Source organism: Halalkalibacter wakoensis JCM 9140 (assembly GCF_000513095.1).
Taxonomy (GTDB): domain Bacteria; phylum Bacillota; class Bacilli; order Bacillales; family Bacillaceae_D; genus Halalkalibacter; species Halalkalibacter wakoensis.
On the sequence record NZ_BAUT01000002.1, the window covers coordinates 147,140 to 171,408 of the forward strand.

Sequence of the window (24,269 nt, forward strand, 5' to 3'; positions counted from 1 at the left end):
ATAGGAGGTTTCAAGATGCATGTACCTGAGATTCAAAGAAAAATTGACGAACTCAAGCAGGACCTCCTTTTTTGGGAGAATTACTTAAAAGACCTTCAACAAAATTGTCAACATACGTTTGAAGGGGAAACGTTATATAGGAAGTGTTTGCATTGCGAGAAAATTGAAGTTCTGTATTACTAATGACTCGTACACCCAGGGGGGAAACCTCTTGGGTTTTTTTGTATGGTGTTGAAGGAATTGTTTTAAATTTGTCGAATGATATCAAAAAGAAACTAGGACAAAGGGTGGTAGCATGATTACTAAATTCGTCATGCCTGAAGTGATTTTTGGAAGCGGTTCCATTAGTCAGGTTGGAGAATGTAGCTTACGTTTAGGAGCAAAAAAGGTGTTGATCGTCTGTGATCCAGGGATTATTCATGAAGAATGCTTGGAAATCATCCTTATGAGCTGCAAAGAGGCTGGCATGGATTATGTCATATTTGATGATTTAACGGTTAACCCAAAAGACTTTGAAGTCGAGAAGGGGAAAGCACTGTATCTGGAACATGGATGTGATTCAGTGATAGGTTTGGGTGGGGGAAGTGCCATTGATGTAGCAAAAGCCATTGCTCTCCTGTCAACCAATAAAGGAACGATTCATGATTATGAAGGGATTGATCGTATTCATGCGCCATTGCCCCCTCAAATTATGATACCAACAACGGCCGGGTCAGGTTCAGAAGTTTCACAGTTTTCCATTATTATTGATTCAAAGAGAAAGAAAAAGATGACGATCGTCTCAAAATCATTGATTCCAGACATCGCCATCATTGATCCTCAAACCCTTTCGTCAAAAAGCCCGCAATTAACGGCTGCGACAGGTTTAGACGTGTTAACACATGCTATTGAAGCATACGTTAGTGTGGCTGCAACACCTTTAACAGATGTACAAGCTACAAATGCCATTAAGCTCGTTGGTCAATATTTACGACCTTCCGTGGCATCAAGATCCAATAAAGAAGCAAAAACGAAGATGGCGATGGCAAGTTTGCAGGCAGGGTTGGCTTTCTCTAATGCAATTCTTGGTGCTGTTCATGCCATGTCACACGCTGTGGGTGGACGTTTTCCCTTTCAACATGGAGATGTTAACGCAATTTTACTTCCGCATGTGATGGAGTTTAACTTACTTGCTTGTCCAGATAAATTTGCAACAATTGCAGAAATGTTAGGGGAAGATCGTTTTGGGAAATCAACAATTCAACTTGCCTTGAGTGGAATTGAGAATGTTAGAAGATTGTCAAAAGATATAGGAGCTCCAAAGAGTCTCAAAGACATGGGGTTACATTCTGATCATATAAAAGAAATGAGTATAACAGCACTTGAGGATGCTTGTATGATAACAAATCCTCGAGAAATATCTATTGTTGATGTTGAACGATTATTTCATCAGGCACTGTAGGAGGATCCATGAATAGTAGAATGGAAATGATTGATCTTTTAACAGGAGTGAAATCTTCGAAAAGGAGTTATTACACAGAATTAAAAAAGACGGTTATTGAGCTCCAAAAGAAAAATATGCAATTAGAGATTATCAATGAGGTAACAAAAAGCTTTAACGTTGATAAACCGATGGATGAAATGCTCGCTAATATACTAGAGAGACTAAATCAAATTTTCCCTATTCACCGGCTATATCTTTCTGTCATTGAAGGGAATGAATTAATTTTGAAAAATGTCTATCCTAGTTGTTCATTAACCATTCAGCCTAATACCTGTTTCCCTCTAAAGAATTCTTTATTTCAATCCGTTCTTGAAACAAAGCAGCCTATTATAAAGAATGAGTTTCAAGACCAAGAACCACCATTTTTTGAAAAAGATTCGCTTGATAAATTAGGAACACAGTCGATGTTTCTTTATCCTTTAGAAAGCAAGGGAAACGTGGTAGGAGTATTCAGTTTTGAAAGCAAATCTGAAATTCCATATGAGGAAGCAGATTTTGTCTTTTTGCAACAATTATCTGATCAAATCGCCGCCTGTCTGGAGAATGTTCGCCTATATAGAACGGTCTTAAAAAGTAAAAAAGAATGGGAAGAAACGTTCAAATCTGTTCCAAGTATGATTTTTGTCGTTGACAGGAATGAAAAAATTACGTTATGCAATTATGCTGTTAAGCAATTTTTCCAATTAGATGACACCGCTATTTCTCAACGGACATTTTATGAATTGTTGCAAATGAATGCATCTGAAACCCCATTAGCTGAAACGTTACAAATGAAACAAAATGTTTCAAAACAAATCACCGTTCAAAATCGAATATGTGAAGTGGAATGTTATCCATCACTAAATAACAGTAACGAAGTAACAGAAGTGATTATTTACATGAACGATGTAACGGAAAAGCGCCAAATTGAAGGACAATTGCTTCACTCAGGAAAGCTTGCAGCAATAGGAGAGATGGCAGCTGGTGTTGCGCATGAGTTAAATAATCCTCTTACAGCTGTATTGGGGAATGCTCAATTATTATTACGAACAACGAAAAAGGAAACAAGTGAATTTAAACTATTAGAAGATATCCATCAATGTGGGATTCGATGCAAACATATTATCCGAAGTTTACTGACGTTTTCAAGGCAGGATGAATATGAGTTTCAAGAGTGTTCGATGAATAAAGTTGTTGAACAAGTATTGCATTTGATTCGATATCAAATTGAACACCAAAACATCGAAATCAAACTTGCCTTAAGTGATTCATTACCGAAGATTAACGGCAGCTTACAACAATTAGAACAAATTGCTATTAATCTATTGATTAATGCAAAGCAAGCGTTAGAAGAAATGGATTGTGAGAAGAAGCTCATTCAGATTGAAACGTATGAGAATAATGAATCTGTTTGCTTGATGATAACGGATAATGGAACAGGAATCGAAGCAGACATGATTCAAAATATATTTAATCCATTTTTTACGACAAAAAAAGCAGTAAAAGGCTCCGGTCTTGGACTTTCGGTCAGCCTCGGGATTGCCAAATCTCATGGGGGTTCGATTGAAGTAGAAAGCCTCTATGGAAAAGGGAGTAGGTTTACATTGATTCTCCCTAAAAAAGAGGAAAGGGGTTAAAAATGAAAAGCAACTTACGAAAAATCATTATTATTGATGATGAAATTGAAGTCGGAAATTTTTTGAAACATTTATTAACTTTAAAAGGTTATGAAGTTGATGTAGGGCATAGTGGAGCAGAGTACCATGAATTAGTAGCAAAAAAGGCATACGATTTGGCGTTACTTGATGTCAAACTTCCTGACACGAGTGGGCTGTCGTTACTCGCAAACATGAAAGCACATCATTCGCGTTGTAAGACCGTTATCATGACAGGATATAGCACGGTAAAAACTGCAGTTGATGCGATTAAGTTAGGAGCTAATGATTATATTGAAAAACCTTTTGATGATATTGATCAGCTCGAGGAATTGATAGACCAATTGCTTCATAATACGGCTACTTCAGAACAGACACACATGTTAGAGCTAGCGGAGCAGGTAGGATTTGTGTTTGGACAAAGCGGTAGCATGCATCAACTCCTTACAACGGCGTATAAAATTTCAACCAAAAACGTAAATGTTTTAATCGATGGAGAAACAGGGACAGGGAAGGAAGTTCTTGCAAAATACATACACCAGGCGAGCAAACGAAGAAATCAACCGTTTATTGCAATTAATTGCGGTGCCATTTCAGAAGCGCTTTTAGAAAGTGAACTGTTTGGACATGAAAAGGGAGCGTTTTCGGGTGCAGTAAAGGAGAAAAAGGGAATTTTTGAGATTGCCAGCAATGGGACGTTGTTTCTCGATGAAATTGGAGAAGCTTCCCCTTCTACACAAGTGAAGCTTTTACGTGTGTTAGAGACGGGTGAATTTATGAGAGTGGGAGATGAAACGATTAGAAAAACAAATACAAGAATTATAGCAGCATCTCATGTTAACCTTGTAAAGGCTGTTGAAGAGAAAAAGTTTCGAGAAGATTTATTGTATCGATTGGATGTCGTCAAATTAACCATTCCACCGTTGCGGGAGAGAATTGGAGATTTACCTCTACTAGTCTCACACTTATTAATAAAACAAAATTCAAATTTGAATTTTTCAGCGGATGTCATCGAACTTTTTAAAGAGTACAGCTGGCCTGGAAATATTCGTGAACTTAACAATATTACCAAACGTGCAGTTGCACTTGCAGAAGGGGAAGTAGCTATAATAACTAGATCATATCTTCCTGATAAATTGTTAGCAGTTAACGTACATGAACATCCGGAATCAAAGAAAAGTGAAAATCAAGAGGATTTTGAGAGTTATGTTACCCAATGGACTTCACAACTATTAAAGTTGTGGAAAGCAGATGAGGATATAGAATTAGAAACGGTGTTAAAGAGAGTAAAAGAGCTAGAAACGATGATCGGAAAGGAGTTTGTACAGAAAACGCTAAAAGAAACAGTTGGGGACCGAAAAATAGCGGCAGAACGGCTACAAATTAGCATGAGAAAATTACGGTATTTGTTAAATGAAAAAGGAAGTTAGAAAGGGAGCTGACTCAGTTAGGTTTTTTTGAGTCAGCTCTTTTTGCTGATTTCTTTACGTGATCTTTTTGATTGATGGGCATACATATTTCAAAAGGTTAAATGAATGTTTTTTAGAAACGGAGAGAAAGTAAAAGAAATGAAATGTTACAGGAGGTGAATTCGTGAATCGTGTAGAAGAGCGTTTGTTTTTGTATGTCACTTCGGTTGTAGCAGCAGTTTTGTTACCTTTTGCGATTATAAAAAAACCATTAAAAGATTGGATTATCGTATATCTTGTTAGTTGCATTGGCAATTCCTATGCAGACCGATTTCTTGTGTCTAAAGGATATTTAGAATATAAAGTAAAGCCATTCTCCAAAAAGGTTCCCATTCACTTGCCATTTGATTTCTTGATATACCCATTGTTGCTCCTTTATTTTAATCAATGGACTCTTCATAGTAAGCCAGCGGGGCTTTTGGGAAAGCTTTTCATTTTAGTTATTCCTCAAGTTATCATTGAAACAATTGCTGAGAAAAAAACAAATTTAATTTCTTGGAAAAACGGCTGGAGTGGAACTCATTCTTTCATAAGTCTTTTAGTCAAATTTCTAATGTGCCGTTTTATTATCTCCATAATTAGAAAAGTGAACACCAAGCAGCTTTCAGTCCAGGATTAATGTTATATTTTTAATAAGGCGAGGACCTAACATAATGGTTAGGTTCTCGTCTTTTTATACTCTTTTACGACTAAAAAGTAATGAAGGTTTCCTACAATATGATGGTGCAAATAGAAAGAGCGAGATTTTATAATGAAAATACAGAAATTTTAATAAATTAATTAAAAATGAATGCGCTTTCTTATGCTGGTTGTAATAATGGGAGGGAATGTTATGAGAACAATTGAGTATACGTTTGAAGTGAAGTGGGGAGATACAGACGCAGCAGCTATCGTGTTTTATCCTAATTTTTATAAATGGATGAATGAAGCTTCGCATCATTATTTTGCTGAAATAGGATATAAACCGTCTAAGCTTTTTGAAGAAGAAAAAGTCGGAATGCCCTTATTAGAGGCGACTTGTCAATTTAAAACTCCTCTGTTATTTGAGGATATTGTTACCGTGTATTCAACGATTTCTGAAGTGCGTAATAAAGTTATTATGATGGAACATGTGTTTAAAAGAGAAGAGACGGTTGTAGCTACAGGAAAGGAAGTACGTGCTTGGACGAGTTTTGAAGGAACACCAAAAGCGATTCCAGTACCCGAGAAACTTCGTGAGAAAGCATTGGGATAACGGACTTCCTAGAAGAGTCAAACCGATTTCACCTCCACCTGGGAAGTACGTACTCTTTTTTTCAAAACGAAAGAGGATGATAATCAATGATGAAACTGTTGGAAGTAGAAAAGATTACATTTGACTTACCTTTTCTATTGGATCATGTTCATTGTTTTCTTGCAGAGAATGAGGAAGGGTTGACCTTAATAGATACAGGGCTACACTCCACAGAAATAATAAAACATACTGCAAACAAGCCAATAAACCGGATTATTCTTACACATAGTCATCCAGATCACATAGGTGGTGCCGTTTCTGTGCAAGAAAAAACAGGGGCCAAAATCTGGATGACGAAGAAAGAGAATGATGCATGTCAAAAGCTATGGGGAGACAGTAAAATTCCTTTGCAACCTTTTTATAGGGAAAGTGGCTTAGACGAAGAAGCTGTTGAAAATTTATGTAGCGTTAAGCCACCTATTGCAAATGGCCCACAAGCCGATCATTTTTTACGAGAAGGAGACCGGATTCAATTTGGAAAGTACATGTATCGGGTAATTGAGACACCAGGGCATTCGGATGGGTTGATATGTTTGTTCAATGAAGAAAGAGGCGTTCTTTTCTCAACGGATCATATTTTACAAGGTATTAGCCCTAATATTTCTTTTAGACAGTCAGGAGATCAAAATCCGTTAGGTAGTTTTTTAGAGTCTCTTTCTAAAATTAAGAAATTAGAGGTTGAATGGGCGATTCCTTCTCACGGGGCACCTTTTACGAACGTAAAAAAAAGAATAGAAGAATTAGAGCTTCATCATATGAAAAGACTAGATGAAATTCATGAAGTGATCAAACACTCTATGTCGGCTGCTACGGTTTGCCAGCAAATCTTTCCTAAGTACTTTGCAACGAATCAATTGAGGTTTGCACTTGGAGAAGTTCTTTCGCATCTTGAATACTTGGTGAATCAGGAGGAATGTCAAAAGGAGTTTGTTAATGGTCATTGGATTTATATAAGAAAGTAAAATGTAGGGGGATAAAGATGGACTTTACATTAAACGAAGAACAGCAGGCGATAAAAGCAATGGCAAGAGACTTTGTCAACAATGAAATCATGCCAGTTGCAAGGAAATATGATGAGGAAGAAGCTTTTCCAGAAGAAGTTATGAGTTCATTACGTGAATATGGACTCTTCAACTTAGGAATTCCTGAGGAATACGGTGGACCTGGAATTGATAAGCTTTCTCATGCTTTGATCATAGAGGAAATGGCCAGAGGGTGTGCTGGAATTGCGACATCAGCAGACGCGAACTCATTGTCTGCGTATCCGATTCTTGTTGGCGGCAGTGAAGAGCTAAAAAAGAAGTACTTAGGACGTTTAACTCATGAGGGGAAGTATGCTGCCTTTGCTTTAACCGAACCGCAAGCTGGTAGTGATGTAATGGGGATGACAACAACAATTGAAAGGGTGGGAGATGAGTTCGTACTAAATGGGGAGAAATGTTTTATTACGAATGCCACTCATGCTAACTTTTTTGTCGTGCTAGCGAAATTAAAAGGGGAGCAAGTGTCAAAGACATTTAACGCTATTATTGTAGAGCGCGATTCAGAAGGTGTGAACGTAGGACCAAAAGAGAAGAAGCTTGGTCTTCGTTCGTCTGATACTGCATCCGTAACGTTTGAGGAAGTCAGAGTTCCCTCTCAGAATATTATCGGACAAATCGGCGATGGCTTCAAAATTTTCATGAAGGCGCTCTCACAGGCTAGGCCAATGGCTGGTGCACAAGCATTAGGTGTTGCACAAGGGGCTTATGAAGCTGCGCTTGCTTATTCAAAAGAGAGAAAGCAATTTGGGAAAGCAATTGCTGATTTTCAAGGGATTCAGTTTATGTTAGCAGATATGGCTATGTCGATTGAGGCTTCAAGGCTACTTGTTCATAAAGCCGTCTATCTATTACAAAAGGATACCCCTTCAATTACAGCTGCGTCTTTTGCCAAATGCTTTGCCTCTGATACAGCAATGAAAGTCGTCACAGATGCAGTCCAGATCTTTGGAGGATATGGTTACATCCGGGAATACCCTGTAGAAAAGTATTTCCGAGATGCTAAGATCATGCAAATCTATGAAGGAACGAATCAAATTCAGCGCGTTGTGATCGCTAAGGAATTGTTAAAAGTTTGATTTTATAAAAGTTAGGAGAGGAGGAGTTTACATGACAGATCGCTTTTATGAACCGTATGAGAGTTTAATTGATTTACAAGAAAGAAAGCTACGAAAACAAATTAGGTATGTATACGAACATTCTCCTTTTTACCAGAAAAAGATGAAGGAGCAAACTATTAAACCAACAGATATTACTTGTTTGAACGATTTACAGAAGCTCCCTTTTACGTACAAAAATGAAATTCGTGAAAGTCAGAAAGTTGCAAGTCCGTTAGGTTTACATGCAGCTGTGCCGTTAGAAGAAGTTGTTCGGGTCCATTCATCTTCGGGAACAACAGGGCGTCCAACATATGTCGGGATAACTAGACATGATTATGATGTGTGGACAGAAATTTTAGCAAGGGTATTACATGCCCACGGTATTCGTAAGGAAAGTAGAGTTGTTTTTGCAATGGGATTGTCTTTTTTTGTTGGCAGTTCCATGAAAGATGGAATTGAGCGGTTAGGTGCAACGTTTATTCCGATTGGAACAGGTGCGTCCGATCGAGTCATACAAAGCATTCAAGATTTCAAAGCAGATGTGCTATTTTGCACACCTTCCTATGCAAGCTATTTAGCTGAATATGTTCGTCAAAACTATGATTTTGAACCTAGTGATCTTGGACTCAAAATTATCTCTGTTGGAGGAGAGCCAGGTGGAGGGTTACCTGAGGTACGAAATAAAATCCAACAAGACTGGGGAGCCAAGGTATTAGAGGCGATGGGAAATGCTGATATGGCTCCCGTATTGTTTAGTGAGTGTCAAGAACGAGCGGGGATGCATTTTGTTGCTTCTGATTATGTCATTTGTGAAATCATTGATCCAGAAACAGGAGAAGTTGTTCCACACGCTGATCGAATGGAAGGGGAGTTAGTATACACAGCGATTGATCGCGAGTGTTCTCCACTACTCCGTTTTCGAACTCGAGATCTTGTTCAAGTAGATACAACCCCTTGTACATGTGGCAGGAAGAGTTTTCGCATAAAGTGTGTAGGGCGAACTGATGATATGCTCATTATTCGGGGAGTGAATGTATTTCCTTCGGCGATTAAAGACGTTGTAAATAGCTTTAGACCGAGAACAAATGGAGAAATGAGTATTCTCCTTAAAGAGAAGCCACCACTTGTTCATCCACCGCTACCCATCCAAGTAGAATATGAGGATGGTTTAACAGTGGCAGAGTTAGCAGAACTTAAGAAAGAAATTGAATCGATGCTGCGTTCGAAGCTAACATTTACGGCAGATGTTCAGCTAGTTTCAAAAGGAACACTTCCTCGTTTTGAGATGAAGTCGAAATTGATTCAGCAGTTGAAATAATTATGTAAAAAAAAGTAAACAATATTTTTAAAATATTTTTTTTTTTAGTTTTTGTCCCTGACGCTTTTGTTAGGGATTTCTGTGTGTTTAGTAACAATTTTTGTTCTTAAACATTTTTTTAGAAGGACAATTTGGAATGAATCAAGAATAGTATCTTAAATAAATATAAACGACAACTCCTTAATGTTGTAAGCGCTTTAAAAATGTTTAGGAAGGAGCTAAATAAGTGATACTGACAAAACGTGAAAAACTACTAAATCGGCTAGAAAATCATTTGCGTATGACAGCTCGTCAGCTAGTAAAATTCGATACAGAAGAAGAAACGTTGCAGTATTTAATTGACTCCTCTCGTTCTGAAATAAAATGTGATTTTGTAGGAATCGTACTTAAGGAAGGGGAGTGGTTTACTTCTAAAGTATGGAGTGGATGTTCCATGTCCATTTCAGAGGCGTTTCCATTACGAGTAAACCACTGTTTGCCAACATTGTTAAGTAAGAGTATAACTTTTGAAAAGGTAGATCGTGAGACTGAATGTAATTTTACAAGACTACTGTTACAAGAGAAAGTAGCTACTTGGTTTACCGTTCCTTTAAAGGATGAACCAAATAATTATGGTTTTTGTGTTTTTGGATTCAACAAGTACGTTCCACTCTTAAATGAAATGGATAAAGTATTTGTTGAATTTGGCAAAGATGTGGCTGTTGCCATTTCGCTGTCTCGGAGGAAAGAAATTCAAAAAAACAAAATGAGTGATATCGAATGGATGAGTCAAAACCTTACGCTAGATGCCGAAATTGATCAAGTGGTGGAAAGATTAGTTGAGCGAGCAGGAAAAGCTACAAATGCTAAATTTGCGTGCATGTATTTATTCAATGAAAAAGAAAATTCGTTTGTTTTGCAATCTCCTTCGTATGGTAGTCATACGAGAGCGAATATCATTCAAATCGAAAAGAATTATGTTTTGAAAGAATATTTTCCGTATTTAGAAACCCTCGGTGGTAACCAACTTACTGTTCCTCTAGTCATTGACCTAAAAACCATTGGAGTCTTACATGTTGAACACACAGCAAGCAATGTTTTTACGAAAGAAGATTTAGAAATTCTTGAGCTGCTTTCCAATCATGTGGCAGCCATGCTAGAAAATGCACGTTTATACCATAATGAAAAGGATCATAAACAAAGGCTCCATTATTTATTGGACTATCAACAAGCGCTCGTAAAGGAAACGGTTGAAAAAGATAATTTTGATGGAATTGTGGTAACGCTCAGTAAACTCTTTTCAAAATCGGTAATGATTTTTGACCGATTTATGAGGCCGATCGCTAGTGAATTATTTAATTTGACAACTGACCACTTACATACCCTTACTGAACTAGCTACGCTTGAAGTGTACCAAAAGAAAAATCGTGATCTTTGGTTCTCGATAGATGATGAGCGAAAAATGGGCGTTTGGCCTGTTGATGGTGGCGGAGATTTGTTAGGATATTTAGCCATTGACATAACGGATGAAGATATGGATGATTTCTATAAATTAAGCATTGATCTAGCTAGAAATATTGCATCCATTCAATTTATAAAACAAAAGATCGTTTTGGACGCAAAAGAACAAGTAAAGGATAGCTTTATTCATAAGTTGCTTGTAGAGAAGGTGGAAGATGAGGAGAGTATCATCCAATACGCAAATTTGTTTCAATGGAATCTGTTTAACAAGCATAGAGTAGCCGTATTGTCACTAAATTTAGGAGATGAAGTTTCAAACGATAATATCCTTGAACAGCAAGCTAAAAAATCTCTACTCTGGGAACAGTTAAAAACAAAAATTCTTTTTCATGATCAAGATATATTGTTAGCTAATAAAGATGGTGAGTTAATCTTAATTGTGCCAATTGAAAAAGAGCAGGAAAATCCAAAACTATTCTGGTCAAAGTTGTATGAGGAACTTAAAAAGTGGTTGTTGCTACAGGGAGAAAAGAGCACGATCTTGATTGGAATAGGAGGCAAAACAGAAGTTATTCAAGATTACTACGCGATGTATCAACAAGCTGTTCAGGCATTGAATGTTGTTTATCATCGTTTTTCAAATGTTGGTTTTGCTATGTTTGAGGATTTAGGCTCGTACACTCTTCTTCATCAATTAAAAGATTCATCTGTAGCTACGCTATTTATTAATAAACATTTAGAACCTTTACTTAAATATTCAGAAGGGAAAAGCATGGATTTGTTTCATACTTTACGCGTTTTTTTGAATAACAATGGAAGCATTAAAGATACGTCTGAGGAATTATTTATACACCGAAGTTCTTTATTGTACAGACTAGAGAAAATTGAGAACTTATTAGATGTAACGTTAACCTTCGCTGAACATCGATTCGATTTAATGATGGCTTATAAATTATATGATTTGTACTATTCGAATTTAGAAAAAAAATGAAAGCAAGAGTGAAAAAAGCAGGAGAACTTCTCCTGTTTTTTTGTTCCTACAAGATGTCGGAAAAAGATATGTCGATTCCTACAACGTGAAGGTACTTTTCTGAAAATTGACAATTTATAATGAGTATATCGGAATGACAAGAAACAAAGAGTCCGATCCTAGAAGAACTCATGTAAACAAGATTTTCATGAGCTTCTAATTTAAAGAATCCTAGTTCTAGTTCAACAGAATGTAAACGCTGTCAATTTTTAGTGGAATTGGAAAAAGTTTATTGGTGTTTTTAAGGTAATGAAGAGTTACTTATGTACAAGTTGGGACGGATTTAGCATCATATATTGAATTTTAAACAGGAGATGAGGATATGAGCCAAAACGATGTTGTACTAGTTGAAGGGGCAAGAACAGCCTTTACAAGATTTTGTGGTTCGTTTAGAGATATAACAGCAACCGATTTAGGAGCGTTAACAGCAGAAGAAGCGATAAAGCGTTCAAAAATTAATGCAGATGAAGTCGATCAAGTCTTTTTTGGCAATGTGATGCAGTCTAGTACAGATGCACATGTATTAGCTCGTCATGTAGGGTTAAAGGCTGGGGTGTCCATTCCCACTCCATGTTTAACAATCAATCGTTTGTGTGGATCAGGTTTGGAGTCTTTAGTGCAAGCAGCAAGGTTAATTCAAACGGGGGAGTCACAAGTTGCGTTAGCCGGAGGAGCCGAAAACTTAAGTCAAGTACACATGTTATTCGCGGTGCGAGATGGGGTTTAGGGTTAGGGCAAACGGGGGCTGAAGATTGGTTATGGGATTCATTTTATGATTCGTATGGAGATTGTACAATGGCCGTCACTGCTGAGAATTTAGCCAAACAATATGAGTTATCACGTGAAGAAGTTGATCAACATGCCTTATTAAGTCACAAGCGTGCACTAGCCGCAATGGAAAAAGGTTATTTTAAAGAGGAAATTGTACCTGTTTCTGTTAAGAAAAGAAAAGGCAATGTAACGATTGATACAGATGAACATCCAAGAGAGACCACATTAGAAGAGTTAGGAAAGCTAAAAGCACGATTTGTTGAAAACGGTGTCGTGACGGCTGGGAATGCAAGTGGTATTAACGACGGGGCGGCGGCCGCGATCCTTACGTCTAGTCAGTACGCTGAGAAAAGAGGATTAAAACCTTTAGCTCGTCTCGTTTCGTATGCAGTAGTAGGAGTGGAGCCTCAAGTTATGGGGATTGGGCCGGTTCCAGCTATTCAACAAGCATTGAAAAATGCAGGGATGAAAATTGAAGATCTTGATTTAATCGAGATTAATGAAGCTTTCTCTGCTCAATACATTGCTTGTCAAAAAGAGTTAGGGTTTGATCCAGAAATAGGAAATGTTAATGGCGGTGCTGTTGCCTTAGGTCATCCTTTAGCCGCATCAGGAACAAGAATTACATTAGCCTTGTTAAGAGAGTTAAAGCGTCGCGGGAAAAAATACGGAGTTTCTTCTCTTTGTATAGGTGGTGGTCAAGGAATTGCAGCCATTTGGGAGAGAGTATAGGCAAGGAGGGCATTCATGAACGAAAGTCTTTCTATATCTCAAGTATTGGAGCAAGCCAAGAATCAGAATCCAAATAAGGAAGTTCTTTTTGACGGAGTTACTAGAAAGTCCTATCAGACTCTCTATGAGGAAAGTCTGACTCTTGCTTTAAAGTTATCAAAATTAGGTGTGACAAAAGGCGACCGAATAATGGTCTGCTTACCAAATTGGAATGAGACGGTTGTCATTTATTATAGTATAGCAATGCTTGGAGCTATTTTAGTTCCATGTAACCCACGTTCAAGTCGAGAAGAACTACTATATATCCTAGAGAATAGTCAAGCTTGTATGGTTTTTCATTCTGATCGCTTTAGCCACACAGATTTTTTAAAACAATATGTTAAGGGACAATACAATTACGTCACTCTAGAACATATTATTAACGTTCGGGGGCTAAATGGTGATGGTTATTTGTATGAAAAGTTAGTAGAGAAAGGATTCAAAGAATCTCTTAATGTGAAAATAATTCCAGAAAAAGATGTGTTAGCCATCTTATATACGTCTGGATCGACTGGTAAACCAAAAGGAGTTATGTTGACTCATCAAAATGCCATTTTTACAGCCAAAGTGTCAGCAGAGGCAATGGAATGCACAAGTGAAGATGTGTTCCTTGTGTCTGTTCCACTTTTTCATGTGTTCGGTTTCATTCCAAGCATGATAACGGCCATGATGTGCTCAGCAAGGATGGTTTTGCAAGAAAAGTTTCAAGCAAGAGAAGCACTTAAACTCGTTGAACAAGAGAGAGCGACTGTACATCATGGTGTACCAACGATGTTCATTCTCGAATTAAATGATCCAATGCTTGAATCATTTGATTTATCTACGTTACGAACCGGAATAGTAGCTGCAGCTCCTTGTCCCGAAGAGATTGTTAGAAAAATACGAACCTTGATGGGTTGTAACATTCTCGTTTCTTATGGTTTAACAGAAGCCTCTGCAGGTGTTACGGCTACGAGTTTACATGATGATATCCATGTGCCTTCTATTACAGTTGGAAAACCATTACCAGGTGTCGAAGTGAAAATAGTTGATAGTCATGAGAATGAAGTGAAAAGGGGTGAGACAGGGGAGTTGATTGTAAGGAGTTTGGGGGTTATGAAAGGATACTATCAATTACCTGAATATAGCAGAAAAGTGGATGAACAAGGTTGGTTATATACCGGTGATTTAGCAAAGATGGATGAACACAACTATATTACCATTGTTGGTAGACAAGAAGAGATGATTTTACGTAGGGAATATAGCATTTCCCCGGAGGAAGTGGAAGATGTTTTCTACAAACATCCAAGTGTCTTAGAGGTAGCTGTTATCGGTATTGAAGATGGCGTTTTAGGAGAAAAGGTTTGTGCCGTCATTAAGTTAAAGCCCGATCGAATAGAAGACGAATATTCTCTAAGAAGTTACATGGTGGGTAAAATAGCAACGTACAAAATCCCAGATGTGTTTGTGTTTAGTGAAGAGCTTCCAAAAACAGCCAGTGGGAAAATCAATAAGCTGGAAGTAAAGGCACAGCTAATAAACGACTAAACGAAAGTGAAAAGGGAGGATAGCTAAATGATCGTAAAAGAAAATAAATGGTCCGTATCGGAACTGTTAACTCGAGCCGTTGAATTAAAGCCTGATCGAGAAGCTCTCTATGACTTGCGAGAAAGAATCACTTACCAACAGTTACATGAAAGGTTGAGAGACTTGTTGTCAATTTGATCGAGCTTGGAGTGAGAAAGGGAGATAGAGTGGGTGTATCTTTACCAAATTGGAATGAAACGCCCATTATCTTTTTTGCGGTTGCCAAAGTTGGTGGGATTGTCGTTCCTTTTAATCCAAACTATCGTCAAAACGAAATCAAGTATATCCTCGAGAATTCAAAACCGAAACTACTGTTTGTTTGCGAAAATATAGAAAAAATGTTGGGGTGGAGAAGTTAATAGCAAACGTAGATAAAATAATATCGGTTCGTTTTGAGCATAAACTCACACTATCATTTGATTCCTTGCTTTTGCAAAACGAGAACGATTCTAACATATCCTTGCCAGAGATCGATGTTGATCATGATATTTTTTGTATTCTCTATACATCTGGTACAACAGGTGTGCCAAAAGGCGTTATGCTACCACATAGGAGTATTGTTCAGTCTGGAAATACAATAGCTGCTAGTCTACGCTGCACGTCAGAAGATGTATTCATCGTTCCTGCTCCATTGTTCCATATATTTGGGATTGCATGCAACGTGATGGCTGCTGTTTCTTCACAAGCAAAACTCATCCTACAAGAAAAGTTCCAGCCACAACAAACATTGCAATTAATTGAAGAGGAGAAGGTAACGATTCATCAAGGTGTTCCGACCATGTTTGTGATGGAATTAAACGTACCTAATTTTGATCAGTATAATCTGTCGTCACTCCGTACGGGTATGGTAGGGGCAGCTCCTTGTCCGCCTGATACAATAAAAGCGATACGGGAGAAAATGGGTCTGAATCTATTAATTTCATTTGGAATTTCTGAGACGGGAACGGTTACGATTACAGATTACGATGAGAATGAGATTAATTATTTGGAAACAGTCGGAAAGGCTATTGACGGTGTTGAATTAAAAATTGTTAATGAACATCATGAAGAACTGCCTATAGGGGCAATCGGAGAGATTGCATGTAAAAGCTTCGGGACGATGAAAGGCTATTATGAAATGGAAGAACAAACGAAGAAAGTATTTGATGAAGATGGATGGTACTATACAGGTGACTTAGGCTCTTTAGATGAAAAAGGCTATCTTCGTTTCGCAGGACGTCAAAAAGAAATGATTATTCGTGGTGGATACAATATTTACCCACAGGAAATTGAAGGGGTATTATCAAAACACCCAAAAATACTCGAATGTGCGGTTATTGGCTATCCGAATGAAGTGTTAGGTGAGTTGGTTTGCGCTGTTATTAAACTAAAAAAAGATGAGAGCTGTACACCAGATGAAATAAAGGAATATGTTAAAGGGTTAATTGCAACGTATAAAGTCCCTTCCGAAGTGATTTTCGTTGAGGAGTTTCCTGTAACAGCAAGTGGGAAAATTCAAAAAGGAAAACTGAAGGAAAAAATCTTAAATACTGTGAAGATAACAAAAAAAGGAAAAGTAAAATAGTTTTTCCTACAATTGAATGGGAAACGTCAAAAGAAATCCTACATCATAATGGTAGAAACAAAAGTCTGAATTATTGTACTATTTATTTAGGTAATTAACCTTCCTTTAGATCTTCATTTTAACAAAAAATGAAAAGGCTTACAAAAAGTTGTGTCGAAGTGGGATCAGGAAGGTCAATTATAAACAATAAAATTTTTAGGGGGGAAAAGAATGAGTAGATTAAGCGGTAAATTTGTATTGGTAGCTTTATTTGCAATGTTCTTATTTCTAGTTACTGCTTGTGGAGAAACATCAGAATCATCAAGTTCCAATGAAGAGCCTACAGAAGAAACACCGTCTAGTGAAGAGACAGCTGATGAAGAAGAAGAGGTGAGTGTAGATTTTCCTAAAAGTCCAATTAATTTAAATGTTGGTTTTGCTGCTGGTGGTGGAACGGATGTATTAGCTAGGGCAATGGTTGAATTGGCTCAACCATATATTCCAAATAATCAAAACATCGTAGTCGTTAACCAGCCAGGTGCAGGTGGGGTATTGGCATTAGGAGAAATTATGAATCAAACGCCTGATGGGTATAACATTGTTATTTCACCGAGTGGTCCGATGACACTTACACCTCACTTTGGGGACACTCCATATAAAGATTTAGAAGGATTCACACCAATTATTAACTTAACAACGGATAGTTATTTTCTTGCAGTTAATGGATCATCTGATATTGATTCTTTTGATGATTTAGTAGAATTTGCAAAAGAAAACCAATTAGATTTTGGTACAGCAGGAGCGCGAGGAGTGTCTACTGTAGCAATGCAGTCAATCGCAATGGAATTAGGTGTAGATTTTATCGAAGTTCCATTTGAAGGGAATGCACCTGCTCGAGCTGCATTAATGGGTGATCACGTCGATGCGGTTCATAGTGTAGAAAGTGATTTATTACCATATCTAGAAAGTGGAGAGCTTAAGCCAATTTTATATTTTGGATTTGAGAAGCATCCAAATTTCCCAGACGTACCAAGCGTAACAGATTTAGGCTTTCCAGCTTTTACTAATAGTTTCTTTGTAACAGGACCGAAAGATTTACCAACGGATATTCGTGACGTCATTCATGATATCTTCAAAGCTGCAATGGAAGATCCAGCTGCAGAAGAGACATTCGAAAAAATCATGGCTACTCCAGATTATCGTGATGCAGATGGTTTAGGCGAGTTGCTACAGAGCAAATTTGACGTAAATAAAGAAGTAGTCGAAGCGTCTGGATTAGCTGAAGAGTAATTTCAAAAAAATAGAAACCGCCAACAAACTGTTTGGCGGTTTCCTCTATAGGAGGTTAAGACATGACGACCAAAGTAAAAGCTGTAATACCACCGATGTTTATGCTCCTATTCGGGGTTGCACTTTTGTTGATCATTCCATCTCAAATTAGTAGTGGTGGAAGTAGGTCATACGTTAATCCACAATTTATTCCTTACTTAATGGGCTGGTTCATTATTTTTTTAAGCGTGATTTCCATTTTGGCTGAATTTTTCAAGAGAAAAGAAATGGTTACAGAAGAGGAGAAAGAACAATCATTAAAAACGGTTGATCAGAGAAATTTTGGAAAAGTTATTGGAGTTTTTACGGGACTGATATTGTGGGCTCTCCTCATCTCTTATTTAGGTCTTGTCATTACGTCCTATGTTTTTGTACTCAGTATGATGTTGCTTTTAGGAAATAGAAAAAAAGGACAGTTAATCATAGTACCTATTGCGGTTACGTTAGTTGTATATTTTGGAATTAAAGTATTTATGAAAGTGAATTTACCATCAGGAATCTTTTTATAAGGAGGGACACCATGCTAGACAACATTATATATGCGCTTACTCATGTGTTCGATCTAAAAATTATATTATTTATGATAATTGGTGTCGTCGTTGGGATCGTAGTAGGTGGTTTACCAGGCCTAAGTGTAACGATTGCAGTAGCACTAATTCTACCTTTTACGTTTGGGATGGACCCAGCCCTAGCTATTTTAATGCTACTAGCTGTTTATTGTTCTGGTATCTACGGTGGTTCAATTGGGGCCATATTATTGAATACGCCAGGAACCGCAGCATCTGCAGCCACTGCTGCTGATGGATTTGCGTTGACTCAAAAAGGAAAAACAGGTCAGGCACTCGGGATGTCTTTGTATGCATCTGTTATAGCAGGTTTATTAAGTGGTATTGTGTTACTTTTTGTTGCCCCACAAATTGCGAAGTTTGCTCTAGGTTTTGGCCCTCCGGAGTATTTTACGCTAGCTGTATTTGGCTTAACGATTATTGCTGCAGTGAGTGGTAAATCATTGGCAAAAGGATTAGTTATGGCATGCCTTGGAATTCTTGTTTCTACTATTGGAATGGACCTATTAATGGAAATACGAGATTGACGTTTGATACGATGTTTCTAATGGCAGGTGTAAGTTTAATCCCGGCATTATTAGGACTATTTGCTATATCGGAAATATTGAAGCAAACTCAGCAAGGAACGGGCAAACTCTCTGTGACTGGGAAAGTTGATGATCAAGGGTTTACTTGGAGAAACGTGATACCATTTCGAAAAACAATATTAAAATCTAGTTTAATTGGGGTTATAATTGGAGCCATTCCAGGTACTGGTGGATCAATCTCCTCATTTTTAGCTGTAAATGAAGCGAGACGTGTTTCTAAAGATCCAGATAGTTATGGGAAGGGAAACCTAGACGGAGTCGCAGCCTCTGAGGCAGGTAACAATGGAACGACGGGTGCGACACTTATTCCAATGATGACGTTAGGAATTCCAGGAGATGTTGTAACTGCTGTTTTATTGGGCGCTTTATTGATTCAAGGGCTACAGCCGGGGCCACAGTTATTCCAGAATCATGGTGGATTGGTTTATACCATTATGATCGGGTTTATCCTTGTTAATATTATTATGTTCTTTGTTGCAAAACTAGCTATAAAACAATTTGCCAAAATCTCTCAAGTACCGGCTACTGTTTTATTTCCGATTGTCCTTATGTGCTGTTTAGTAGGTGCATATGCGTATGATAATTCAATGCGTTCTGTTTGGTTCGCTTTATTCTTTGGTATTGTTGGATATGTATTACCGAAATTTGGTTATTCGGTTATTCCGATGTTAATTGGAATTATTCTCGGACCACTTGCTGAAACGTCACTAAGACGTTCTCTAGTACTCTCAAACGAGAGCTTGCTAATATTCTTCCAACGACCAATCTCATTGTTTTTTATTATTCTAATTGTACTATCTATTGTTGTTCCACTATTTAAGAAGTATCGCGATAAAAGGGTCGAACGAGAACAATCAACGACAACCATTTCCAAATAATATCTTACGAGAAAGATGTCTCACTATTAATAAAAGAGACATCTTTTTTGCGAATTCTATATGTAACGGAAATGATATAGTGCTTCTGTATGGATGCAGGAAATGTTACATACAATAGCCAATATATTCTATAAATGAATACATGCAATGAGAGGGGTTTCTATGTCAAGAAAGATACCGGTAAAATTTGACTTACATACGCATAATGAAATGTGCGGACATGCAATTGGTACAATTGAAGATTATGTTAAGGCAGCAATTGAAAAAGAACTAAGTATTATTGGAATTTCTGACCATACCCCTTACTTTCATAGTGAGGACGACCAACCATATCCGCGAATAACGATGGCAAGGTCGGAACTTCCAAGATATGTGGATGAAGTGCTCCGTTTAAAGGAAAAGTATGCTTCTCAAATTAACGTTCTACTTGGGATTGAAAGTGACTTTTTTCCTTTACATCATGCCACTTACAAGAAATTTTTAGAGAAACAGCCATTTGACTACATCATTGGCTCCGTTCACTTTGTTGACGATATTAGACATCTTTAAAAAAAATCGGTGGGAAGGCTTGTCAGCTAGTGAGAGAGTCAAGACAAAAGAAGCTTATTATCAATTAATTGAACAGTCTGCACGTAGTGATCAATTTGACATATTAGGTCACATCGATGCGATGAAAGGATTCTATCCTGAATTTTCTTCGATTGAAACAGACCAATTGGAACATACGTTGAAAATTATTGGAGACAATGACAAAGTAATTGAAATTAATACATCAGGAAAAACGAAGGATTCTGGAGGGTGGTATCCGGCTGACGACATTTTAGAAAGAGCGTTATTTTACAATGTGGGTGTTACATTCGGTTCGGATGCCCATGATCCAGACCGGGTTGCTGATGAATTCGGCGAGGTTCAAAAACGGTTAAAAGAAATAGGCTTTAAGGAAATGCATTACTTTGTTCAAAGACAACGACAATCTGTGTCATTATAAGATGGAGTAGAAGCTGGGTCTATTGTCCCGGCTTTTTTTCTAGTTGTTACCGAATAAGGGAATTCCCCTATAACAATAGAAGTAGTTTTTTTGTAAAATATTTGTAACTGCCTTCTATAGTAGTCCAATATTAGTATAGCTGAGTATTTTACAATAGGAAAGGGGAGGGTTTAATGGATAAATGTAAAATAACGAAAGACTCCGACGGTGCGATTTATGTAAAACTACCTGAAAAAATTTTGATCGATACTTCAACTTTACTTAAAGAATCATTGTTCCCTCATATCGAAAGGGAAGTATCAAGAATAACATTTGATTTTAGTAATGTTGAAATTATAAATAGCTCAGGAATTGGAGTCTTGTTAGTTATACAAAAAAGAGCCAATTTGTTTGGAGTAAAAATAAAAATGGATAAAGTGAATTCTCATATAATAGAATTGCTTCAGCGAACAAAACTAAAGGATGTTATATAGTTCATTAACGTGATTGGAGGATAAACAATGCAACTGCCCGTAAAAATGAGAGAGCGGCAACAGATCATTACCTTAAATAAGAATGGTCAAATTGTTTATTTAGAACCCAATTTCAGAAATCGGTTAGGATATAAAGAAAATGAAGTTATTGGGGAGCATATCGAACAAACAAAAATCATTAACATTCCTGTCCCATTGTCCTCTTTAGTCAAAAGTGTTTCTTGGGAAGGGGATGTAGAGTTTCTAAGTCGGGAGAACAAAATTATTACTAAAGTCATGAAGATTGAAAAAACGAACCATCATCGTGATAATGTTTATTATTTTGATGGATCATTCCCTCAAAAGACTAGATCAACTGACGAGTTTGAGTTGTTCAATCACCTAGCAGAGTCTGTTATGATTACAAATAAAGATGGAGTCATTATCTTTGTAAATCAATCATTCAGTGATGTTACAGGATACAACCGAAGCGAAGTGATTGGTAAAACTCCTAAAATACTAGCCTCGGGTTATCATAATCATGAATTTTACATTAATATGTGGGCTTGTATTCATGATACTGGTAGTTGGAATGGAGAAATCATCAATAAGAAGAAAAATGGCGAACTTTTTCATGAGTTATTAAGTATTGATGTTGTTCAAGACGAAAGGGGATTGATCACAAATTACATAGGGACTTTTACCGACATAACTAAGATGAAAAACAATGAACAAAATCTCCAATTGTATTCTCAAGTTTTTGAGAATGCTAGAGAAGGTGTCATGTTCACAAATAAAGAGGGCAAAATAATCTCTGTAAACCCTTCTTTTACTGAGACAACAGGGTATACCAAAACTGATGTGTTAGGGAAAACACCGAGAATTCTAAGTTCTGGTCTGCATGATGTTGACTTTTATATTTCGATGTGGGAGGAAATTCATGAAAAAGGCAGTTGGCAAGGTGAAATTTGGAATAAAAAGAAAAATGGAGAAATTTACTTAGAGTCATTAAGCATAAATGCTGTTCAAGAGTCAGATGGGACGATTAAGCATTATGTTGGAATTTTTACAGATATTACAAAGAAAAAAAAGTCGGAAGAACAATTAAAGCATTTAGCTCATTATGATAGTTTAACAGGCCTACCGAATCGATTCTACTTTCAGGAAAAATTGAAAGAGGAACTGGATAAGCGTCAAAAACAAGATTACCTTACTGCCGTTTTATTTTTAGACTTAAATGGATTCAAGATGATTAATGATGCATTTGGTCACTCAATTGGTGATGAGTTATTAAAAGCTGTATCAAAACGGCTTGAAATAAGTATTGAAAAAAAGGGGTTTGTAGCTAGGCTTGGTGGAGATGAGTTTACGATTTGTCTGACAAAAGTTCATAATGTAAACGAAATTAAGCAAATTGTTAACGAACTTGATAAAGCATTTTCTGCTCCTTTTCATATTATTAATCAGGAATTTTTTATTCGGTTAAGCATTGGGGTTAGTCTCTATCCGGATGATGGGCAAGATGTTGATGATTTAATTAGAAAAGCCGATTTAGCCATGTACGTCGCTAAAAAACAAGGAAAATATGTTGAGTTCCATCAAGGAGGGTTTGACATAAGTGGGGAAAGCAAGCTTACCGTGGTAAATGGTCTTCGAAAAGCGATTGAAAGGGATGAGCTAGTCCTATTTTACCAACCACAATTTAATTTGAAAACAAATGAAGTTGTGGGGTTGGAGGCTCTTTTAAGATGGAATCAAAAAGGGGTAGGAATCACGTCACCAGCTACATTTATGTCTATTGCAGAAGAAACTGGTTTAATTGTTCCGATTGGTGAATGGGTGATCAAACGTGTATGCAATCAAGTTATGAATTGGAAAGAGAAAGGTCTTCCGTTCACGAAGGTTTCAATAAACTTATCTGCACGACAGTTTGTCGACGCTTCACTAATCACGTTTCTAACGGATGTTATACATGAAACAAAAGTAGATCCAACCTACATTTCATTAGAAATAACGGAGAGCATTAGTATGCATAGCATTGATTATGCGATCAAAACGTTAGAGGCTATTCGATTGCTAGGGTTTAGCGTCTCTGTTGATGATTTTGGAACAGGCCATTCTTCTTTAAGTTATTTGAAACGTTTTCCAGTGAATGCCTTAAAGATTGATCGGTCATTTGTAAAGGATATTTGGAGAGAAAAAGAAAATGCAGCCATTGTTCAAGCTATTATTAGCATGGCGAAAGGACTAAAATTAGAAGTGATTGCAGAAGGGGTTGAAACAAAAGAGGAGCTATCTATTATTAAACAACTTGGCTGTACGTATGGACAAGGATACTATTTTGCGAAACCGATGTCATGCTTAGAAGTGGATCATTTCTTGAAAGAACACACGGTCCAAAGAATGTGAGTGAACAACCACTTTTTAAAAGGGCTAATCCTTATTCATAAGTGAGGCTTAAAACTATGATCAAGATACTACTTGTTGATGACCATCCAGTTGTTCGTTCTGGATTAAAATTATTGCTGAATTCTAGAGCGAATATGACTGTTGTTGGAGAAGCTTGTGAAGGGGATGAGGCAATCTCAATTGCTTTAAACGTTAATCCTCATTTAGTCATTATGGATGTGAGCATGCCATTAGGAAAAGATGGATTAACGGCTACACTTGAATTAAAGAAAGTTTTACCTAAGACACACATCTTAATACTAACGATGCATGATGACGATGAATATTTATTCCGAGCGATTCAATTTGGAGCTTCAGGCTGTATTTTAAAAAGTGCCTTGCACGAAGAGTTAATAACAGCTATTGAAACGGTAGCACAAGGAGAGACATATTTGTATCCATCAGCAACGCAAAGGTTAATGGATCAAGTGATGGAGAATGATCGACAGCTTCAAACAAATACGCTTAAAAAATTAACAGAGAGAGAACTAGAAGTGTTAACGTTCATTGTAAAAGGGTTTTCTAATAAAGAAATTGCAGAGACTAAACTTTTTTATTAAGTGTTAAAAACTTAGTAAAACCC

18 protein-coding genes and 4 pseudogenes are annotated in these 24,269 nt (G+C 37.2%); all 22 read left to right on the forward strand.

What is annotated here, in order from left to right:
- Positions 1 to 15 precede the first annotated feature (15 nt).
- Positions 16 to 183 carry a serine protease gene (locus JCM9140_RS23495; protein ID WP_156314723.1) on the forward strand — a complete coding sequence of 56 codons (168 nt, stop codon included), beginning with the start codon at positions 16 to 18 and terminating at the stop codon, positions 181 to 183.
- A 112-nt stretch (positions 184 to 295) separates the two neighbouring features.
- Positions 296 to 1,441, forward strand: coding sequence for an iron-containing alcohol dehydrogenase (locus JCM9140_RS02160; RefSeq protein WP_034741677.1), 1,146 nt, complete (start codon positions 296 to 298; stop codon positions 1,439 to 1,441).
- A gap of 8 nt (positions 1,442 to 1,449) precedes the next feature.
- Positions 1,450 to 3,099: a sensor histidine kinase gene (locus tag JCM9140_RS02165; RefSeq protein ID WP_034741679.1), complete on the forward strand. Its 1,650-nt coding sequence runs from the start codon at positions 1,450 to 1,452 to the stop codon at positions 3,097 to 3,099.
- 2 nt (positions 3,100 to 3,101) lie between these two features.
- The gene (locus JCM9140_RS02170) at positions 3,102 to 4,547 is read left to right on the forward strand and encodes a sigma-54-dependent transcriptional regulator (protein WP_034741682.1); all 1,446 of its coding nucleotides are present in this window, start codon (positions 3,102 to 3,104) and stop codon (positions 4,545 to 4,547) included.
- Between the two features lie 163 nt (positions 4,548 to 4,710).
- Positions 4,711 to 5,205 carry a CBO0543 family protein gene (locus JCM9140_RS02175; RefSeq protein ID WP_034741685.1) on the forward strand — a complete coding sequence of 165 codons (495 nt, stop codon included), beginning with the start codon at positions 4,711 to 4,713 and terminating at the stop codon, positions 5,203 to 5,205.
- 213 nt (positions 5,206 to 5,418) lie between these two features.
- Entirely contained in the window at positions 5,419 to 5,820 is a 402-nt protein-coding gene (locus JCM9140_RS02180; RefSeq protein WP_173585929.1) for an acyl-CoA thioesterase, read from the forward strand.
- Between the two features lie 86 nt (positions 5,821 to 5,906).
- Entirely contained in the window at positions 5,907 to 6,821 is a 915-nt protein-coding gene (locus tag JCM9140_RS02185; protein WP_034741689.1) for an MBL fold metallo-hydrolase, read from the forward strand.
- 17 nt (positions 6,822 to 6,838) lie between these two features.
- Complete coding sequence (locus JCM9140_RS02190) at positions 6,839 to 7,978, forward strand: acyl-CoA dehydrogenase family protein (RefSeq protein ID WP_034741692.1); 1,140 nt, start codon at positions 6,839 to 6,841, stop codon at positions 7,976 to 7,978.
- A 31-nt stretch (positions 7,979 to 8,009) separates the two neighbouring features.
- Positions 8,010 to 9,317 carry a phenylacetate--CoA ligase family protein gene (locus JCM9140_RS02195; protein WP_052002007.1) on the forward strand — a complete coding sequence of 436 codons (1,308 nt, stop codon included), beginning with the start codon at positions 8,010 to 8,012 and terminating at the stop codon, positions 9,315 to 9,317.
- A 226-nt stretch (positions 9,318 to 9,543) separates the two neighbouring features.
- Positions 9,544 to 11,748 carry a helix-turn-helix domain-containing protein gene (locus JCM9140_RS02200; protein ID WP_034741695.1) on the forward strand — a complete coding sequence of 735 codons (2,205 nt, stop codon included), beginning with the start codon at positions 9,544 to 9,546 and terminating at the stop codon, positions 11,746 to 11,748.
- A 361-nt stretch (positions 11,749 to 12,109) separates the two neighbouring features.
- A pseudogene (locus JCM9140_RS02205) lies at positions 12,110 to 13,290 on the forward strand (acetyl-CoA C-acetyltransferase).
- A gap of 15 nt (positions 13,291 to 13,305) precedes the next feature.
- Positions 13,306 to 14,856: a class I adenylate-forming enzyme family protein gene (locus JCM9140_RS02210; RefSeq protein WP_034741698.1), complete on the forward strand. Its 1,551-nt coding sequence runs from the start codon at positions 13,306 to 13,308 to the stop codon at positions 14,854 to 14,856.
- Positions 14,857 to 14,883: 27 nt separating this feature from the next.
- The gene (locus tag JCM9140_RS24285) at positions 14,884 to 15,033 is read left to right on the forward strand and encodes a hypothetical protein (protein WP_235715252.1); all 150 of its coding nucleotides are present in this window, start codon (positions 14,884 to 14,886) and stop codon (positions 15,031 to 15,033) included.
- 29 nt (positions 15,034 to 15,062) lie between these two features.
- Positions 15,063 to 15,254 carry an AMP-binding protein gene (locus tag JCM9140_RS24810; RefSeq protein WP_268870547.1) on the forward strand — a complete coding sequence of 64 codons (192 nt, stop codon included), beginning with the start codon at positions 15,063 to 15,065 and terminating at the stop codon, positions 15,252 to 15,254.
- Positions 15,242 to 16,459 (forward strand): class I adenylate-forming enzyme family protein, encoded by a 1,218-nt coding sequence (locus tag JCM9140_RS24815; protein WP_268870548.1) that lies wholly within the window; start codon positions 15,242 to 15,244, stop codon positions 16,457 to 16,459. Before JCM9140_RS24810 ends, JCM9140_RS24815 begins: the two co-directional genes overlap by 13 nt.
- A 210-nt stretch (positions 16,460 to 16,669) precedes the next feature.
- The gene (locus JCM9140_RS02220) at positions 16,670 to 17,728 is read left to right on the forward strand and encodes a Bug family tripartite tricarboxylate transporter substrate binding protein (protein ID WP_034741701.1); all 1,059 of its coding nucleotides are present in this window, start codon (positions 16,670 to 16,672) and stop codon (positions 17,726 to 17,728) included.
- A gap of 62 nt (positions 17,729 to 17,790) precedes the next feature.
- The gene (locus JCM9140_RS02225) at positions 17,791 to 18,276 is read left to right on the forward strand and encodes a tripartite tricarboxylate transporter TctB family protein (RefSeq protein WP_034741704.1); all 486 of its coding nucleotides are present in this window, start codon (positions 17,791 to 17,793) and stop codon (positions 18,274 to 18,276) included.
- A 71-nt stretch (positions 18,277 to 18,347) separates the two neighbouring features.
- Positions 18,348 to 19,798: pseudogene (locus tag JCM9140_RS02230) on the forward strand (tripartite tricarboxylate transporter permease).
- Between the two features lie 162 nt (positions 19,799 to 19,960).
- Positions 19,961 to 20,786: pseudogene (locus JCM9140_RS02235) on the forward strand (histidinol-phosphatase).
- A 173-nt stretch (positions 20,787 to 20,959) separates the two neighbouring features.
- Positions 20,960 to 21,259, forward strand: a complete 300-nt coding sequence (locus tag JCM9140_RS02240; protein ID WP_034741706.1) for an STAS domain-containing protein — start codon at positions 20,960 to 20,962, stop codon at positions 21,257 to 21,259.
- Positions 21,260 to 21,286: 27 nt separating this feature from the next.
- Positions 21,287 to 23,647 (forward strand): bifunctional diguanylate cyclase/phosphodiesterase, encoded by a 2,361-nt coding sequence (locus JCM9140_RS02245; protein WP_052002008.1) that lies wholly within the window; start codon positions 21,287 to 21,289, stop codon positions 23,645 to 23,647.
- Between the two features lie 56 nt (positions 23,648 to 23,703).
- A pseudogene (locus JCM9140_RS02250) lies at positions 23,704 to 24,228 on the forward strand (response regulator); the annotation flags it as partial.
- Positions 24,229 to 24,269 lie beyond the last annotated feature (41 nt).

Bases quoted from the DNA above. Each gene is read 5' to 3' on its own strand.
- JCM9140_RS02245 (WP_052002008.1), top strand. From the start codon at position 21,287: ATGCAACTGCCCGTAAAAATGAGAGAGCGGCAACAGATCATTACCTTA.
- JCM9140_RS02220 (WP_034741701.1), top strand. From the start codon at position 16,670: ATGAGTAGATTAAGCGGTAAATTTGTATTGGTAGCTTTATTTGCAATG.
- JCM9140_RS02165 (WP_034741679.1), top strand. From the start codon at position 1,450: ATGAATAGTAGAATGGAAATGATTGATCTTTTAACAGGAGTGAAATCT.
- JCM9140_RS02160 (WP_034741677.1), top strand. From the start codon at position 296: ATGATTACTAAATTCGTCATGCCTGAAGTGATTTTTGGAAGCGGTTCC.
- JCM9140_RS02185 (WP_034741689.1), top strand. From the start codon at position 5,907: ATGATGAAACTGTTGGAAGTAGAAAAGATTACATTTGACTTACCTTTT.
- JCM9140_RS02170 (WP_034741682.1), top strand. From the start codon at position 3,102: ATGAAAAGCAACTTACGAAAAATCATTATTATTGATGATGAAATTGAA.
- JCM9140_RS02240 (WP_034741706.1), top strand. From the start codon at position 20,960: ATGGATAAATGTAAAATAACGAAAGACTCCGACGGTGCGATTTATGTA.
- JCM9140_RS02195 (WP_052002007.1), top strand. From the start codon at position 8,010: ATGACAGATCGCTTTTATGAACCGTATGAGAGTTTAATTGATTTACAA.
- JCM9140_RS02210 (WP_034741698.1), top strand. From the start codon at position 13,306: ATGAACGAAAGTCTTTCTATATCTCAAGTATTGGAGCAAGCCAAGAAT.
- JCM9140_RS02225 (WP_034741704.1), top strand. From the start codon at position 17,791: ATGACGACCAAAGTAAAAGCTGTAATACCACCGATGTTTATGCTCCTA.
- JCM9140_RS23495 (WP_156314723.1), top strand. From the start codon at position 16: ATGCATGTACCTGAGATTCAAAGAAAAATTGACGAACTCAAGCAGGAC.
- JCM9140_RS02180 (WP_173585929.1), top strand. From the start codon at position 5,419: ATGAGAACAATTGAGTATACGTTTGAAGTGAAGTGGGGAGATACAGAC.
- JCM9140_RS02190 (WP_034741692.1), top strand. From the start codon at position 6,839: ATGGACTTTACATTAAACGAAGAACAGCAGGCGATAAAAGCAATGGCA.
- JCM9140_RS24285 (WP_235715252.1), top strand. From the start codon at position 14,884: ATGATCGTAAAAGAAAATAAATGGTCCGTATCGGAACTGTTAACTCGA.